Source organism: Pigmentiphaga sp. CHJ604 (assembly GCF_036972535.1).
GTDB lineage: Bacteria > Pseudomonadota > Gammaproteobacteria > Burkholderiales > Burkholderiaceae_B > Pigmentiphaga > Pigmentiphaga daeguensis.
The window spans coordinates 4,318,024-4,335,072 of sequence record NZ_CP136998.1 but is presented as its reverse complement, the minus strand read 5'-3'; the positions used below and the strand labels follow the sequence as shown (position 1 = coordinate 4,335,072).

Below are 17,049 nucleotides of genomic sequence, written 5' to 3'. Positions count from 1 at the left end.
CCGATACCGCGCTTCCCCCGCGAGCATATTGAGGCGCGGCATTGTGTGCTCCCTATTGGCCCGACAGTTTACTGTCGGGCCATTTTTTTGGGTGATTCCGGGGTATTGGCCTGGGCCGGACGCCCATTTGCGTCCCGTTTCCGGACTGTATATAATCGCGGTCTTAGATTTTTTGGCGCATTAGCTCAGCCGGTTAGAGCGACGGAATCATAATCCGCAGGTCCCCTGTTCGAATCAGGGATGCGCCACCAGAATTCATGCGGCCCGCAGCGATGCGGGCCGTTTTGTTTTCAGCGGCCGGTGGCAGCCACGCCTTCACTCCGGCAACCGCGCCGGAAACACCAGCAACAGCCTCGCACCATCGTCTCCCATCGTGAACGCCACGCGCCCGCCCAGCTCGCGGGCCCGGCGTTGCATGTTGCGCAGCCCGTTCCCCGTGCCGGCCTGGAGCGGCCGGCCCCCATCATTGGACACCGATAGCGTCGCCATCCCGTCCTCGGTCGTCCCGCCTTCGATGGCCAGTCGACGCGCCGGCCCGTGCCGGATGGCGTTGGTGACGGCCTCCTGCAAAATGCGCAGCACGGACAGGGCGTTCTGCGGCGTGACGCCGGTGACCGCGGGCAGTTTCTCGGTGGACCAGTGGAATGCGATGCCCAGGCGCCGCAGTTGCGGCTCGAGCCGTTCGCGGAAGGCCGCCAGGGCCACGCCCAGGTCGCCGTCGCCCAGGTCCAGGGAATGGACCACCAGCCGCAGGTCGTCGAGCGCGGCCCGGGCCGCGCGCTCGATGGCCTGGCCGCCCTCCGGGTGGCGTTCGGAAAGAGCGATGATGGCGACGAGGTGGCCGCTCATCCCGTCGTGCAGGTCCCGCATCAGGCGCTGGCGTTCCTGTTCGCGCACCATCTGGCCGGCGTGGATTTTTTCCTTCTCGTGCAGCAGCCCCAGTTCGGACTCCCGCGCCGCCAGTTTCTGCCGCAGCGTGTCGTTGGCATGGTCCAGGCTGTTCAGGCTGCGGGCCAGCCGGCCCATCAGGATGACCATGATGGCCAGCAGCATCAGGGTACGGGCGTACGAGGCAAGCAGGAAGGGGTCGTCGTATCGTCCGGTCACCACCAGGACGTCGTGCACGCCGAACCAGACCGTCAGCGCGCAGGGCCCCACCATGATGGCGGCATCCCAATTCTTGTCCTGCGCGAATTGATGCGCCAGGATGCCGGCGGCGGCGACATAGGCGGTCAGCGTGATGCAGGCGCTCAGGAGTCCGATCATCGGGAACGGAACCAGCCCGGTCAGCCCCAGGGCCAGGAGACATGCCGGAACGGCGATGACGGCCGGCAGCAGTTGCCTGGGGCGGCGCCGTCCCGCAATGGCCAATGCCATGCCGATCGCCATCAGGCCGACGGCGGACATGAGCGAGATCGACTGGAGTTGCTCCAAGGTGCCCAGCGTGGCGTGCGGGGACTGGGCCACGACGACCAGGATGCTGGTGATCGACATGGCGGCCAGCCATCCAAAGACCGGGTCGTGCCGGCGGGCGGTCCAGATGCTGGCGATGCCTATCGCCAGGGCGATGTGCAGGGCGAAGGTCATGGCGCGGACTTCCTCGATCAGGAAGTTCGACAACTGGTACGCGGGCATGACCACGGCGGCGGTTCCCACGCTGACCTGGGAAAGACGGCCCGGCAGCCATCCGATCTTGCGGGTCTGCCGCAGCAGGATTTCGTTGTGGCCCGGGTGGATCGCGCCGTCGGGAATCCGCGCCAGGAAGGCATAGCCGCTGGTGGGCGTCGACCACACGGTATCCGGCGCGGTGTCCGCCCTGCGGCCGTTGACCCAGGCTTGGACGTGATGGCGGACGGCGGGGATGAACAGGAACATCGACTCGCCCGGTACGTCGGTGGCGTGGAAGGAAAGGCGATAGCTGCCGGTCGTCAGTTCGTAGAGCGTCTCGGGCAGCCAGTGGTGCGGCAGGGAAACCTGCTGCGCCGGGCCTTCTCCTTCCTGGATGAAGCGCGCTTCGGCGATCGCCAGGGCGCCAGGCGGGGGCGAGGTGTCAACGAGGTGGGGCAGGGCGCCGATCGCGATCGTGGCGGCGATCAGCAGAATCCAGGCGATCAGCTTGCCACGGTCGTGCGACAGGCCGGCGCGCGCTTCCATCACAGCCTGATGAGCCCGAGCCGCGAAGCCTCGAACACGGCCTCGGAGCGGTTGGTGGCTTGCAGCTTGCGATAGATGTTGCGGATATGGACCGGAACGGTCTGCCGGGAAATGGCGAGCTTGTCGGCCAGTTCGCCATAGGTGAAGCCCTTGGCGATGCCCCACAGGATGTCCATCTCGCGTTCGGTCAGGATGGGTTTGTCCGCGGTCTTCCCGGCGTTGCCGGCAGCGTGTCCCTGTTCGGCCAGGCGACGGACCAGGACGCGGGCGATGCGCGAGGAGATGGGCGAACGGCCGGCCATGACGTCCCGGATCGCGTCGAGCAGGTCGATGGAGTCGGCGTCCTTGAGCAGGTAGCCGGCGGCGCCCGCCTCGATGGCATCGAGGACCGAGCGCTCATCGGCCAGGATGGAGATGACCATCGCCTCGGCCTTGGGCTGTCGCTTGGCCAGGAAACGGATGGCATCGATGCCGCTGCCGTCGGGCAGGTTGAGATCGGTGATCAGGAGATCGATCTCGTTGGCCCCGATGGCGATCAGGGTTTCCTCGAGGTTGGCGCAAGCCGCGCACAGGTTCGCTTCGGGCCATTCGCCGATGATGCGGGCGAGGCGCTCGCGTATGGGCCCGTCGTCTTCGGTCAGCAGAATCCTGAGCGGACCCTTCGTCATTGCAGTTCTCCTGGCCGCGCTGCGGCCGCGGCCGTCCCGCGGGCCTGGCGCGAGCGCGCATTTCTCCATTGAGCAAGTATCGCAGAGGCCGCCGCGCCGGCCATACCATGTACATGGTATTCAGCCGCCGGCCCAGGCGTGACTAAGATGCGCCCATCGCGGGCGATCGACCGCGCGGGTCCGGGGGAATACCAATGAGAAGATACATCCGCATGGCGGCGATGGGAGCCGTCGCCATCACGCTACTGGCCGCCTGCGGCGGCGGATCGTCCGGCGGCGGGGACGGGCAGGCCGAGGGGCCGGGCACGAGGCCGCCCAATATCCTGTTCGTCGTGATGGACGACGTGGGCATCGACCAGATGTCCGCCTTCGGCTATGGCGGCGCCACCGCGCCCAGCATGCCCAACATCAATGCGGTCGCCGCGGCCGGCGTGCGTTTTCGCAATACCTGGTCGATGCCGGAATGCTCGCCGGGACGGGCGGCCTTTTTCCTGGGCCGCTACCCGACCCGCACCCGCATCTACCAGGCCATCGGTCCCAACGATCTGGCGAATTCCCAGGTGTCGCCGTACGAGACGACGGTGCCCAAGCTGCTCAAGCGGGCCAACTACGAAAGCGCGATGTTCGGCAAGTTCCACCTGGCCGGCCCCGAGAACAACGAGGCCGGCAACGCCACGCCCAGCGTGCTGGGCTGGGACCATTTCTACGGCTGGATAGGCGGGCTGCCGGCGTCGATCGACTCGACCGCGGGCGGCATCGCGGCCGAGAAGACCTATGCCTGCGGTTTCGTGCCGGGCAAGGCCGCGGGGGGCGCGGACTCGGGAGCCTGCTACCGGGCCGACTACAGCTGCACGACCGTCAGCCGCACCTCGCCCCTGCAGGATGCGGCCGGTCTGCAATGCCTGTCGGCGGGGGGCATCTTCGTGCCCGGCCAGAGCTGCGGCAAGGTGCCGGCCACGCTGGATTTCGAGCGCGAGAATGCCTATTACGTCTCGCCGCTGGTGATCATCGATGGCGGCAAGGTCACCGAAGTTCCGCTGACGGACGCGCGTGCGCGCGGCTATCGCACGCGCATCGAGACCGATGCCGCCATCGACTGGATCAAGTCGCGTCCGTCCTCGCGCCCGTGGATGGCCACCGTCAGCTATAGCGCCGCCCATACGCCCTGGCAGCAGCCGCCGCGCAGCCTGGTGCCGGTCAGCGGCAACGCGCTGTCCGACGGCTGGGACTGCAATGGCACGCTGACCGGCCGCCTGATCCAGGACCAGATGACCGAGGCCATGGACACCGAGTTCGGCCGCCTGCTGGTGGAGACGGGGCTGGCGCGGCGCGGCGACGACGGCCGGCTGCAGTACGACCCGAAGGCCGCCAACACGGTGATCGTGATCGTGGGCGACAACGGCACGCTGGGGTCGGCGGTCAAGCTGCCGTTCAGCGGCTCGCGGGCCAAGGGCACGGCCTACCAGACCGGTGTCTGGGATCCGCTCATCATCGCCGGGCCGCTGGTCGCTCAACCCGACCGCGAGGTCGATCACATGGTCAACATGGTGGACCTGTTCCAGTTCTTCGGCGAGGTGGCCGGCATCGACGCGCACGCGGCGGTACCGCGCACGATCGACTCGGTGGCCATCCTGCCCTACCTGACCCACCCCGACCAGCCCAGCCTGCGCACCATCAACTTCACCATCGGGGGCTACAACCAGCAGGCCGATGGCGGGCGCAACGGCGCCTGCGTGATCAATACGAGCTGCACCCAGATCCCGGTGTCCAAGAGCGTGTGCGAGGACAACCAGGGTACCTGGTGGGGAGCCGGCCATGACGATCCGTCGGTGGTGCCCGATGGCGGCGCCGGCTACGGTTCGTGCTGGAGCGTGAACCAGGCGCTGTACAAGGCCGGCCGCGATCAGCTCGATATCCTGCCCGAGATCTCGGCCGCGATCCGCAACGACCGTTACAAGCTGGTCCGCAACACCCGCCAGGCCTACGATGCCGCGAGCGACAGCGGCACCACGGTGGTCACCGAGGAGCTGTACGAGGTCGACCAGGCCACGCCCACGCCGCTGCTCGATACGCCCGACCGCGATCTGCTGGCGGCTTCCCCTTCCGCCGAGGTCAATGCCGCCTACGTCGACCTGCGCGCCAGGCTCGACGAGATGCTGGCCGCCGATCCCGACTGCCCGGGCGACGGCAACCGCGACGGCGTGGTCGATGCGCAGGACCTGTCCAACTGGAGCCGGCTGGCCCGCGACTGGGGCCTGTCCAGCGTCTATGACTTCGTGATCGGCAGTGTGCTCGACGGGCGCACCAACGACGCCGACGGCCAGATCGTCCGGAACAACCTGGGCAAGACCTGCCCCAAGAGCCATGGCATCTACTGACCCCAAGAATGGCCGCCGGCGCCTGCTGGTGGGCGGAGTGGCCCTGGCGGCCGCGGGCGCCGCCGCCGGCGGTGTCCTCGGGTGGCAGGCGTGGCGCAGCCGACCCGCGCAAAGGCCGCGCGTCGTGCTCGGCGACGGCGTCCGTACGCCCCAGGGCATGGCCTGGGTGCCGGGCGGCGTGTTCCTAATGGGCAGCGATCACCGGCTGGCCTATCCCAACGAACGCCCCACGCACCAGGTGCGCGTCCCGGGCTTCTGGATGGATGTCACGCACGTCACCAACGACCAGTTCGCTCGCTTCGTCCGGGAAACAGGCTACGTCACCACCGCCGAACGGAAGCCGGACTGGGAGACCGTGCGCGTGCAACTGCCGCCCGGCACGCCGCGCCCGCCCGACGACGTGCTGGTGCCCGGGGCCATGGTGTTCGTCGGCACCGACCGGCCCGTGCGCCTGGACGACTATTCCCGCTGGTGGCGCTACGTTCCGGGTGCGGACTGGCGCCATCCCCAGGGGCCGGGCAGTTCCATCGAGGGCAAGGGCGGCCACCCGGTGGTCCAGGTCAGCCATCCCGACGCGCTGGCCTATGCCAAGTGGGCGGGCAAGCGCCTGCCCACCGAGGCCGAATGGGAGTTCGCCGCGCGTGGCGGCCTGGAGCAGGCTACCTATGGCTGGGGCGACGAACCGCTGGTGGACGGCGCGCGCCAGGCCAACTACTGGGACGTGCGCGAGCGCCGCTTTCCCGTGGTCAGTCCGCGCGCGGGCGGGGCGGCCGGCACGGTCGAGGCGGGCACCTTTCCGCCCAATGGCTATGGCCTGCTGGACATGACCGGCAACGCCTGGCAGTGGGTGGCTGACTGGTACCGCGCCGACTACTTCGCGCAGCAGGCCAGGCTGCCGGCCCATCCCATCGACAACCCCCAGGGGCCGGCCGGCTCCTATGACCCCGGCGAGCCCGGCGTTCCGTTCGATGCGCCCAAGCGGGTCATCCGCGGCGGCTCGTTCCTGTGCAACGAAGACTATTGCCTGTCGTACCGGCCCAGCGCCCGGCGCGGCTCCGACCCCTACAGCCCCATGTCCCACCTGGGATTCCGGCTGGTCAGGACTTGAAAGGGAGAGCAAGCATGAAAACGATACCGTGCGCCAAGCCGATCATCCTGTGCGCGGCGGCCGCGGCCGCATCCGCGCTGCTGCTGTCGAGCTGCTCGGACGATAGCGGCGCCAAGCCCTCGCCGCAGGCGCAGCAGAAGCCCAACATCCTGTTCATCGTGATCGACGATTTCGGCCTGGATCAACTGACCTCGTATGGCTACGGCGGCGCCGTGCCGCCCAGGACGCCCAACCTGACGGCCATCGCCAAGGCCGGCCTGCAGTTCCGCAATGCCTGGGCCATGCCCACCTGCACGCCGACCCGCGCCACCTTCTTCACCGGCCGCTACCCGTCCAGCACCAACATCCTGAACGCGGTGGTGTCCACCGACCTGGCCAATTCCGAGATCTCGCCCTACGAGGTCACGCTGCCCAAGCTCCTGCGCACCCAGGGCTATACCAGCGCGCTGATCGGCAAGATGCACCTGACCGGCTCCGACCTGGGCACCGCCGCCAACCTGCCGTACGGCCACCAGACCATGTGGAAGCTGGGCTGGGACTACTTCGACGGCTATCTGGACGGCGCCCCCTATCCGATCGACACGCGTGCGGGCCTGGCCACCGTGGCCGAAGGTACCTACAAATGCGGCTTCGTGTCGAACACGACGATGGACCCCGTCAACGGCGCCGACGGCGGCGCGTGCTATTTCGCGACGGGCAGCTGCGAGTCCATCACCCGCAGCAGCGACATCGTCACGCCGGGCCGCAGCTGCATGGAACGCGGCGGGATCTTCGACCCCGGCCAGTCCTGCCAGGGCGCCCGGCCCGGCTACATCGACTTCAGCGCGCAGAACGGCTACTACACCGGCGAGTTCATCCAGAGCTGGGCCGACGGCACCTCGCGCAAGGTCACGGCCACCGATCCGTCCGCGCGCGGCTATCGCAGCACCATGGAGACCGACCGTGCCGTGGCCTGGGCCCGTGGGCAGTCCACGGACACGCCCTGGATGATGTCGGTCGGCTATTCCGCCATCCACGCGCCGCTGCAAGTGCCGCCCCTGTCGCTGGTGTCGGAATCGACCCCGGGCCGCAACGACAACCTGCTCTGCTCGCCGGCCAGCGACATCGAAGGCGCGCCGGGCCGGATCACGGCGCTGATCGATGACCACATCGTCACCAACCTGATGGTCGAGGCCATGGACAAGGAGATCGGCCGCCTGTTGGTGGAACTGGGTCTTGCCACCTGGAACGGCGACGGCACGCTGAACTACCAGCCGGAGAAAACCAACACCGTGGTGGTCGTCATGGGCGACAACGGCACCTACGTCAACAGCGTGAAGTTCACCGCGCCGGGCCGCTTCGACCCCACGCGCGCCAAGGGCTTCCCCTACCAGACCGGCGTATCGGTGCCGTTGCTGGTGGCCGGCCCGATCGTGAAGGAGCCGGGCCGGGAGGTGGCGCACCAGGTCAGCTCGCCCGACCTGTACCAGTTGTTCGCGGAAATCGCCGGGGCCGATGTCAAGGCAGGCGTGCCCGCCAACCGCCCGGTGGACGCCCTGCCCATGCTGGCCTACTTGACCAACCCCGGCCAAGGCGCCATCCGCAGCCTGAATTTCTCCGAAATGGGTACGAATTTCACCAATCCTGCCAGCGACATCACGCCCCAGCCCTGCGTCGTGGAAGCGGCCAATGCCTGCTTCACCATTTTTCCGAACAAGGCCTTGTGCGAGGACCAGAGCGGCGTCTGGTACGGGGCGGGCTCCGGGCTGGCGGGCGTGCCCGCGGAAGGTTTCAGCCAATGCGGACAGGTGTTGTCATACCGCAAGGCGCTGGACGCGGACGACGCGGTGGACGTCCTGCCGGATTCACAGAAAGCCGTCAGCGACGGCAGCTACAAGCTGGTGCGCCTGAACCGCAAGACCTATACGGTGGACACCGCCAATCCGGTCAACTCGGCATATGTGGAAAACCGGAACACCGACGAACTCTACCGGATCGACATGGCCGTTCCCGATCCCACGCTGGACCGGAGCGGCAGCGCCATCGCCACGGGCTCGCCCACCATCACCGCCGCGCTGGATGCCCAGGCGCAGCAGGCCTATGCCACCTTGAAGGCCGAGATGGACCTGCGGGACCGCGTGGCGGCCTACAACTACAGCTACGATTCGCTCAACTGTCCGGGCGACGGCAACCGCGACGGCGTGGTCGACCAGAAGGACCTGGACAACTGGATGGAGCTCAGCCGGCTGAACCTGCACGAGGGCGTGGCCCAATCCAGCTGGTACGACCTCAACCACGATGGCAAGACCGATAATGCGGATCGCGCCATCATCCAGGCCAACCTGGGCAGGTCGTGCAAGCTGACCGTGGCGGGGTGAGCGCGGGCGGCAACCGCGGACTCAGATCGTCCGCAGCCACCTGCCGCGGCTCTTGCGCTGCTGGCTGGCCAGCGGCGGCAGGTCGAAGGGACGGTCGTCGTCGAAGGGCGATTCGTACGGCGTCCTGATCAGTCCGGCCAGCTTGTAGGGCGGAGACGGCAAGGGTTCGAAGCGCTGGCCCGTGCGGACCAGGCGATTCATCCTGTCGGCGTTGTACAGGCGCCAGCCGGGCGGATCGCCCGAGCGGCCGTCCAGCTGCCAGGCGATCACGATCAGCGTGCCGTCGGTGGTGGAGCCCAGGCTGTGGGGATGGGCTATGCGCGTGGCGCCGTGGTAGTGGAACTGAAGTTCGGACCGGACGGCAATGGCGGCGGACAAGAGGGTGGAGCGGGTTTCGTTGTGCATCGCAGTTCGGGTAATCCTGGTGGATTGCCTTGATGGTAGCGCCTGAAAAACCGGATCGCCAGAAAAATGTTGCGATGCACAAATAAGGGTCAAGGCGCACCATGAAGGCGCGCCCGGAACCCTGTCGTGGTGCTTGGGGGATCAGACCTCGACCAGCCTGCGGTTCGACGCGCCCGGCAGCGTGGCGAGACTCTTGCCCAGCGACGCCCGATAGTCGCGGGCATGCACCGTGTCGACGTACTGCCAGTCGGCGCGGATGCGTTCGGGCGTGACGGTCAGGATCATGTAGCCGCGCAGGCTGGTGTCGGCGTATTTCAGGCTGCCGGCCCACTTGTTGCCCGCGGCCAGGGTGGACAGGTTCGCCAGGCCGGTCAGCAGGGCCGCCAACTGGCCCGCAGGCACGCCGTCGCCCAGGTATTCCTCGAAGCCGGGAGAGGTCACCGACGACGCGGCGAACTCCACGCCCACGGCGTTCCCGTCCTTGTCGCGCAAGTCGCTGGCCCATGCGTTGTGGGTGTCCCCGGCCAGCACGACCAGGTTCTTGTCCAGTTGCCGCGCCATCCCCAGCACGGTCTCGCGCGCGGCCCAATAGCCGTCCCAGGAATCGAGGTTGTACGGGATGCAGGGCATGGCCAGGATGGCGCGTTCCTGCGGGGTCAGGGTCGGATCGCCGGCTTGCTGGCGAGCCACCAGCCGGGCGTAGGCGGCCGGGTCCATCGCGAACTGGGCGGGAATCTCGACGTCACCCAACTGGCCCGTCGAGGCCAGCAGGCCCAGCAGGACCGGCATGGGCAGGTGCACCGGCGCCATCAGCACCTGCTGGCCCAGGATTTGCCAGGTCGCCTTCGAGGCGGCCATGCGGTCGCGCAGCCAGGTGGTCTGCGCCTGCCCCATCAGTTGCCGGCCAGGCGCGGCGACGTCGGCGGTGAATGCGGCGGCGAACTGCGCGAGACCGGCGGCGGGGTCGGGATTGCCGAGCAGCGCGCCGAAGTAGCGGGTGTAGGACAGCTGCCTGGCGCGGGCCAGGACGCGCGTATCGAGCATGTGGAGCGACAGCAGGTCGCCGAAGTCGAAGCTGCGGTAGATGACGTTGGGCGCCGACTGCGGTCGCGTGGGCAGCCACTCGTGGTAGGCGCGCACGGCGGCCGCCTTGCGCAGCGCAAAATCGCCCTCGGTATCGGGCTGGTGGTTCTCGGCGCCGTTTTCCCAGGTGTCGTTGGCGATCTCGTGGTCGTCCCACACGGCGATGAAGGGCAGGGCGGCATGCACCGCCTGCAGGTCGGGGTCGCTGCGATACTGAGCATAGCGGCGTCGGTAGTCCGCCAGCGAGACGATCTCGTTGGCGGGTTCGGACGGCCGGCCCATGGCCTGCGCCTGTTCCGAGGCATAGCCGTCGCGGCCGTATTCGTAGATGTAGTCGCCCAGGTGGATGGCGGCGTCGAGGTCCCCGCGCCTGGCGGCCTCGGCGTAGACGTGGAAATAGCCGGCCGGGTAGTTGGAACAGGAGAAGACCACCAGCTTGGCCTGCTTGACCGGGCCGGTGGGCAGGGTACGGGTGCGGCCGATGGGCGAGACCTTGTCCTCGTGCTTGAAGCGGTACCAGTAGACCGTCCCCGCCGCGAGCCCGGCGACGTCGACCTTGACGGTGTGGTCCTGGTCGGCGCGGGCGCTGGCCGCTCCGCTCTTGGCGATGTTCTTGAAGGCCTCGTCGGTGGCCATTTCCCACTTGATGTCGACGTCGCCGCCGCCGGCCGGGACGGCGCGGGTCCAGATGACGACGCGGTCGGCCAGCGGATCGCCGCTGGCCACGCCATGGGTGAAGCCGACGTCGACGGGATGGTCATCGTCGCCGCCGCAGCAGGCGGCCAGGGCCAGGGAAGAGGCGGCGCCGGCGCCGCCCAGGGCGACGCCGCGCAGGAAGCGGCGGCGGGCAAGAGTATCGGTCATGTTCGTCGTGTTCGCGTGGGGAAGACGCCGGGCAGGCTACCCGCCGCGGGTGACAACGAAGTGAACGATCCGCGCCGCCGCGCGGCGGGTCAGACCACCGTGAGCGTGACGTCGATGTTGCCGCGGGTCGCGTTGGAGTAGGGGCACACGACGTGGGCCTTCTGCACCAGCGATTCGGCCGTGGCGCGCTCCAGGCCCGGCAGGGAGATCCTGAGTTCCACCTCGATCGCGAAACCGGTCGGAATGGGACCGATGCCCACCGCGCCTTCGATCTGCGTGTCCGCTGGCAGGCCGACCTTCTCCTTGGCGGCGACGAACTTCAGCGCACCCAGGAAGCATGCCGAGTAGCCGGCAGCGAACAGCTGTTCCGGATTCGTGCCGGGGCCGCCCGCGCCGCCCAGTTCCTTGGGCGTGGACAGGCGCACGTCCAGCGCGTTGTCGGAAGAGGCGGCCTTGCCGTCCCGGCCGCCGGTGGCCGTCGCGTGGGCAACATAGAGGACTTTTTCGATGGGCATGATGAAACTCCTGGAAGGGCTCGCAGAGCCATGGGTGGCGGTTGGGGATGCAGTCGGCCGCCACCCCGACCGGCTACATGTGTATTTAGCGATTTAATCGTGTGCTATTTAAATGCCGTGACGCGCCATGCGGATCTCCGGTTGGGCCGCCATGTCTCAGCCGTTCTTCAACAGGCTGTCCCGCAGGGCCTCCAATTGCTGCTTGGTGGCGGCGAGCTGGGCAGGGGTGCATGCGCTGGCGCACAGGACGGCGGAAGGAACCGAAGCGGCCTTGGCCTTGAGCGCCCGGCCTTTCGGCGTCAGCGTGACGAGCACCTGGCGTTCGTCTTCCTTGCCGCGCGTGCGGGCGATCAATTCCATGGCCTGGAGCCGCTTGAGCAGGGGCGTCAACGTGGCGGAATCCAGGAACAGTCGCTGGCCCAGCTCGGAAACCGTCAGGCCGTCCCGTTCCCATAGCACCAGCATGGCCAGGTACTGGGGATAGGTGAGCTCCAGCTTGCCCAGCAACTGACGGTAGAGCTTGTTCATCGCCAGGTTGGTGGAGTACAGCGCGAAGCAGAGCTGGTTGTCCAGCGACAGCGGCGCGGACCTGGCGGCGGCTTGGGGTTTCGCATTCATGCCGGCATTATAGATAGCGAAAAATTAAATCGCAAGCGATTTAATTGATGGAAACATGCCGCATGCCGGTGCCGTCACGGCATGGCCGGCGCCGGTTCTCCCAGGACGCCCTGGATGAGCGTGCGCAGCCAGATACTCTTGGGGTCGTCGTGGAAGCGCCGGTGCCAGTACTGCTTGAGGTCGTAGCGGCGGATGGGGAAGGGCGGTTCGACGATGCGCGCGTTGGCGCTGCGCACGTGCAGTTCGGCCACCGCGCGCGGCAGCACGACGATGAGGTCGCTGTCGTTGATCAGCGTGCCCAGGCTCATGTAGTGCGAGGTGCGCAGCGCGATCTTGCGCTCGATGCCGCGGGCGGCCAGTTCCTGCTCGAACATTTCCTGGCTGCGCCCGTCGTCGCGCACCAGCACGTGGTCCATGCCCAGGAATTCGTCCAGCGTCATGCGCGGGCCGGCCAGTGGATGGGCCTGGCGCACGAGGCAGGTCAGGTCGTGCGAATACAGCCGCTGCTGGAAGATGAAGTGGGATTGCAGGTCGGGGAAGTAGCCCAGCACCGAATCGACGCGGCCTTCGTACAGGGCGCCTTCCAGTTCGGCCGGCAGCAGGCCGATGGTGCGCAGGCGCGCGCCGGGCGCCTCGGCGCGGATGCGCCGGTAGAGGGCGGGCAGGAAGACCGCCTCGCCGATCTCGCTCATGCACAGCGTGAGTTCGCCGTCGAAGCGGGACGGCGAGAACTCGGGGTTGGGCAGGATCTCGTGGTCGATGACCTGGATGACCTCGCGCGTGCGGGCAATGATGTGCTGTGCGCGCGGCGTGGCTTCCATGCGGGATCCGCGCCGCACGAACAACTGGTCGCCCAGGGATGCGCGCAGGCGCGACAGCGCGGCGCTGGCGGCCGGCTGGCTCATGGCGAGGCGCTGCGCGGCGGCGCTGACGCTGCCGGTGTCGTAGATGGCGACCAGCACGCGCAGCAGGTTCAGGTCGGTCTTCATGTCGCGGATATTATCTGAATATCAAATAGTCGATATTAGAAATATTTGCTATTGGAATTCTGTTGGCGCCGTTAGATTGCTGGCTGGGCCCCCGACCGGGGGGCCAGCCAAGAACGAGGCGCCAGGCGCCGACAGGAGACGATGCATGCAAGCAAGATATCCGCTGGCCGCGGCGCTGGCCTGGGCGTGCCTGGCTTCGGGGGCGCAGGCCCAGGTCAGGATCGGTTTCATGGGAGAACTGTCCGGTCCGCAGGCCATGCTGGGCCAGGACATGTACGACGGCTTCATGCTGGCGGTGGAACAGGAAGGCGGGAAGCTGGGTGGCATTCCCGTGGCCATCGTGCGCCGGGACAGCCAGCTCAAGCCCGAGGTCGCGACGCAGATCGCCGACGAGTTGATCGAGCGCGAGAAAGTGGCGCTGGTGGCCGGCATGACGTTCTCGAACGTGGCGATGGCGGTGACCCGCAAATTCGCCGCGGCGCAGGTGTTCATGGTGTCCGGCAACGCCGGACCGTCGCCCACGGCCGGATCCGCCTGTTCGCCTTTCTTCTTTTCGGCGGCCAAGCAGAACGACCAGTTCGCCGAGGCCAGCGGCACCTATGCCAGGCAGCAGGGCTATGCGCGCGTGATCGCGCTCGCGCCCAACTACCAGGCCGGCAAGGATTTCGTGGCCGGTTTCAAGCGCAACTACGGCCAGCCGCTGGCCGACGAGATCTACACCCCGCTGGCCCAGCTGGATTTCTCGGCCGAGATCACCCGCATCGCGGCCGCGCGGCCGGACGCGGTCTATGCGTTCTACCCGGGCGCCAACGGCGTGGCCTTCGTGCGTGCCTATGGGCAGGCAGGCCTGCTGGGCAAGATCCCGCTGCTGACCAATGCGGCGGCCGACGGCACCAACCTGCCCGCCCTCAAGGAGGCCGCGCTGGGCGTGTTCAACAGCAGCAACTGGGGGCCCGACCTGCCCAATGCCGAGAACCGGCAGTTCGTCGCAGCCTTCGAGGCCAAGTACGGCCGCATTCCGTCCGAGTACGCGGCGCAGTCCTACGATTCCGCGCGGCTGATCGGCTCGGCGCTGAAGGCCACCGGCGGCAAGGTGGACGACAAGCAGGCCTTGGGCAAGGCCTTGCGGGCGGCGGATTTCAAGTCGGTGCGCGGCAATTTCCGCTTCAACACCAACAACTACCCGATCCAGGATTTCTACATGTTCGTGGCCGCGCGCGATGCTCAGGGGCGGGTCAGCCTGAAGACCGTGTCCAAGCCCTTGTCCGACGCCAAGGACAGTTTCCACGCGCAATGCCGCATGTCGTGAGGATGGCATGGAGTTCCTGAGAAATTGCTGGTACATGGCGGGCTGGAGCGAGGAGCTCCCCGCCGGGACGCTGCTGCCGCGCACCTTCCTGGAGCAGCCGGTGGTGCTGTTCCGCCGCGGGGACGGCGCGCCCGTCGCCCTGCTGGACCGCTGCCCGCATCGGGTGGCGCCGCTCAGCCGCGGCACGCTGGCCGGCGATACGCTGCGCTGCATCTATCACGGCCTGCGCTTCGATGCCGGCGGGCGCTGCGTGGAGAACCCGCACGGCGCCATCCCGGCCAAGGCCGGCGTACCGGCCTTTCCGATGGCCGAGCGCGACGGCGTGCTGTGGATCTGGATGGGAGTGCCTGAGGCCGCCGACGCCGCCCGCGTGCCCGACCTGGGCCACATGGCGCGCGTGCCTGCCACCGCGCAGTCGCGCGGCGCCATGCCCTCGGCCTGCCATTACCAATTGATCGTCGACAATGTCGCCGACCTCAGCCATGTCGAGTATCTGCATGCGACCACGCTGGGCGGCGGCGCCTTCGTCGAGAACCGTCCTGTCGTATCCGAGCAGGGCACCGAGGTGGTCATCGAACTGCGCAGCCAGGGACAGCCGGCGCCGCCGGTCTACGACCGTTTCCTGCCGCAGCCGGGCGTGCCCGTGGACTTCGTCAATCGCGTGACCTGGAGTCCCGCCGGACTGCTCAAGCTGGATATCAGCGTCACGCCCATGGGCGCGCCCGCCGAGCAGGGCCTGCGTACCTTCAATGCCCATATCGTCACGCCCGAGACGCGGACCTCGTCCCACTATTGGTACTGGTTGACGCGCGAGTACCGGCAGGACGACGAGGACATGACCCGGCTGCGGCATGCGCTGATGACGCGCGTCTTCGTCGAGGAGGACAAGCCGGTGATCGAGGCGCAGCAGCGGCTGCTGGGGGGCACCGACCTGTTCGACGCCCAGCCGGTGTTGCTGGCCACTGATACGGGCTCGATCCGCATACGCCGCGTCCTGAGGCAACTGCTCGAGCAGGAGCGCGGCCCGGCCTGAGCGGCGCGTGTCGCGGCGGCGGGACGGTCCGCCCGGCTTATTGCAACATCGCCCGGCCCGCGCCGCGCCTGGAGATTCCGTCCGCGGGGCCGCCGCGCGCACACGTTTGATTACGTATGTAGCAATGTATCAATATTGCCGCGGTGTACAGTCAGCTTGCCGAAAGCCAAGTGTGCTCGCCGCTGCGTACGCGGCGGCGCAGGCGGCGCCGGGTTAGAAGGAAACGACATCATGATCAAGAAGACGCTGGTGATTGCGATGGCCTGTGCCGGCCTCGCGCTGGGCGCTGCGGCCCAGGCCAAGGGAGACCGTTGGGATCGCGGCCACGGTCACGGCCATTACGACAAGCACGACCGGGGCGGCCATCGCCATTGGGACGACCGCCGCCGCGACCGCGACTACCGCCATGGCTACCGCGACGGTTATCGCGATGCGCCGCGCGTCGTCCATCGCGGCTGGGCGCCGCCTCCGCCGCACCGCTGGGCGCGCGGCGACCGCCTGCCCAACTACCATCGCGGCGGTTATTATGTCGTGAACGACTGGCATGCCCATCGGCTCTATCGGCCGCGTCCGGGCTACCAGTGGGTGCAGATGGGTTCCGAGTACCTGCTGGTCGCGATCGCTTCCGGCGTGATTGCCAGCATCATCCTCAACAACTGACGGCCCTTGTCCGCGAGGACATCGGAGCGGGAATCCATGTCCATGCGGCATACGCGCCTCGCGGCGCGCGTGGCGGTCCTGGCGCTGGCGGCGGCAACGCCGCTGTCGGCGCAGACCATTCTCCACAACGAAAAATCGGCCTTCGAGGACATCGTCGTCTACGAGTCCCGGGGCGAGCGCTGCATGAAGTTCGGCAGCGTGCATGCGCCCGGGCGCCAGACCTGCCAGTTGCCGGCGCGGCCCGAACAGCTGCTGTTCGACTACACCCGGATGATGATGGCCTCGCTGTACCTGCGCCCGGACCCGCAACGCATCCTGGTGATCGGCCTGGGCGGCGGCAGCCTGCCCATGGCGCTGGCCAGGGTCGTGCCCAAGGCCCGCATCGACGTGGTCGAGATCGATCCCGCCGTGGCCCGCGTGGCCGAACGCTTCTTCGGCTTCCGGACGGGGCCGTCCATGCGAGTGGAAGTGGCCGACGGACGTGCGTTCGTAGAGGCGGCGGCCCGTCGCGGCGACCGCTACGACATCGTCATGCTCGATGCCTTCGACGAGACCTACATTCCCCGGCACCTGTCGACCGTGGAGTTCATCCGCGAGGTGCGGTCCATCCTGCGGCCCGACGGCGTGCTGGCGGCCAACACGTTCGCGTCCAGCGGCTCGTACGCGAGCGAATCGGCGACGTATGCCGAGGTGTTCGGGCCGTTCTACAACCTGCGCGGCGCCAACCGGGTGGTCCTGGCCTCGGCCGGGGCGCTGCCCGGCCAGGAGGAGGTGGCGGCGCGCGCCCGTTCGTTGCAACCCGCCCTGGCCCCCATGGGCATCGATCCCGATCGCCTGCTGCCGATGTTCTCGACCCGCCCCGACTGGCCCCAGGACGCGCGGCCGCTGCGCGACTGAGGCGGCCTTAC

The 17,049-nt window shown here is 68.0% G+C and carries 14 protein-coding genes and 1 tRNA gene; 8 read left to right on the top strand and 7 right to left on the bottom strand.

Annotated features, from left to right (window positions below):
• Positions 1–174: 174 nt before the first annotated feature.
• A tRNA-Met gene (locus R4823_RS20825) sits at positions 175–251 on the top strand.
• 64 nt (positions 252–315) lie between these two features.
• Here the strand turns inward: R4823_RS20825 and R4823_RS20820 are convergent.
• Both R4823_RS20820 and R4823_RS20815 read right to left on the bottom strand, forming a co-directional pair.
• Complete coding sequence (locus R4823_RS20820; protein ID WP_338615975.1) at positions 316–2,154, bottom strand: hypothetical protein; 1,839 nt, start codon at positions 2,152–2,154, stop codon at positions 316–318.
• Complete coding sequence (locus tag R4823_RS20815; protein WP_087837343.1) at positions 2,154–2,822, bottom strand: response regulator transcription factor; 669 nt, start codon at positions 2,820–2,822, stop codon at positions 2,154–2,156. The genes R4823_RS20820 and R4823_RS20815 overlap by 1 nt, the downstream gene beginning before the upstream one ends.
• Before the next feature lie 194 nt (positions 2,823–3,016).
• On the opposite strand from R4823_RS20815, the gene R4823_RS20810 reads away from it, so the two are divergent.
• The 3 genes from R4823_RS20810 to R4823_RS20800 are packed head-to-tail and all read left to right on the top strand — an operon-like array spanning position 3,017 to position 8,665.
• Entirely contained in the window at positions 3,017–5,200 is a 2,184-nt protein-coding gene (locus tag R4823_RS20810) for a sulfatase-like hydrolase/transferase (protein WP_338615974.1), read from the top strand.
• Entirely contained in the window at positions 5,187–6,308 is a 1,122-nt protein-coding gene (locus R4823_RS20805) for a formylglycine-generating enzyme family protein (protein WP_338615973.1), read from the top strand. The genes R4823_RS20810 and R4823_RS20805 overlap by 14 nt, the downstream gene beginning before the upstream one ends.
• Positions 6,309–6,322: 14 nt before the next feature.
• The gene (locus R4823_RS20800) at positions 6,323–8,665 is read left to right on the top strand and encodes a sulfatase-like hydrolase/transferase (protein WP_338615972.1); all 2,343 of its coding nucleotides are present in this window, start codon (positions 6,323–6,325) and stop codon (positions 8,663–8,665) included.
• 21 nt (positions 8,666–8,686) lie between these two features.
• Here the strand turns inward: R4823_RS20800 and R4823_RS20795 are convergent, their stop codons facing one another.
• From R4823_RS20795 to R4823_RS20775, 5 genes are all read right to left on the bottom strand, one after another.
• On the bottom strand, positions 8,687–9,070 hold the full coding sequence (locus R4823_RS20795; RefSeq protein ID WP_087837340.1) for a WYL domain-containing protein: 384 nt from the start codon (positions 9,068–9,070) through the stop codon (positions 8,687–8,689).
• Between the two features lie 141 nt (positions 9,071–9,211).
• Positions 9,212–11,017, bottom strand: coding sequence for an alkaline phosphatase D family protein (locus R4823_RS20790; RefSeq protein WP_338615971.1), 1,806 nt, complete (start codon positions 11,015–11,017; stop codon positions 9,212–9,214).
• A gap of 89 nt (positions 11,018–11,106) precedes the next feature.
• Positions 11,107–11,532, bottom strand: a complete 426-nt coding sequence (locus R4823_RS20785; RefSeq protein ID WP_087837338.1) for an organic hydroperoxide resistance protein — start codon at positions 11,530–11,532, stop codon at positions 11,107–11,109.
• 156 nt (positions 11,533–11,688) lie between these two features.
• Positions 11,689–12,150: a MarR family transcriptional regulator gene (locus tag R4823_RS20780; RefSeq protein ID WP_087837337.1), complete on the bottom strand. Its 462-nt coding sequence runs from the start codon at positions 12,148–12,150 to the stop codon at positions 11,689–11,691.
• Positions 12,151–12,224: 74 nt separating this feature from the next.
• The gene (locus R4823_RS20775) at positions 12,225–13,139 is read right to left on the bottom strand and encodes a LysR family transcriptional regulator (RefSeq protein WP_087837336.1); all 915 of its coding nucleotides are present in this window, start codon (positions 13,137–13,139) and stop codon (positions 12,225–12,227) included.
• 145 nt (positions 13,140–13,284) lie between these two features.
• Here R4823_RS20775 and R4823_RS20770 point away from each other — a divergent pair, with 145 nt between their 5' ends.
• From R4823_RS20770 to R4823_RS20755, 4 genes are all read left to right on the top strand, one after another.
• Complete coding sequence (locus R4823_RS20770; protein ID WP_130360867.1) at positions 13,285–14,448, top strand: ABC transporter substrate-binding protein; 1,164 nt, start codon at positions 13,285–13,287, stop codon at positions 14,446–14,448.
• A gap of 7 nt (positions 14,449–14,455) precedes the next feature.
• Complete coding sequence (locus R4823_RS20765) at positions 14,456–15,481, top strand: aromatic ring-hydroxylating dioxygenase subunit alpha (protein WP_087837334.1); 1,026 nt, start codon at positions 14,456–14,458, stop codon at positions 15,479–15,481.
• A gap of 231 nt (positions 15,482–15,712) precedes the next feature.
• Positions 15,713–16,141, top strand: coding sequence for an RcnB family protein (locus R4823_RS20760; protein ID WP_207958613.1), 429 nt, complete (start codon positions 15,713–15,715; stop codon positions 16,139–16,141).
• A 36-nt stretch (positions 16,142–16,177) separates the two neighbouring features.
• Positions 16,178–17,038: a fused MFS/spermidine synthase gene (locus R4823_RS20755; protein WP_243724457.1), complete on the top strand. Its 861-nt coding sequence runs from the start codon at positions 16,178–16,180 to the stop codon at positions 17,036–17,038.
• Positions 17,039–17,049: the final 11 nt, after the last annotated feature.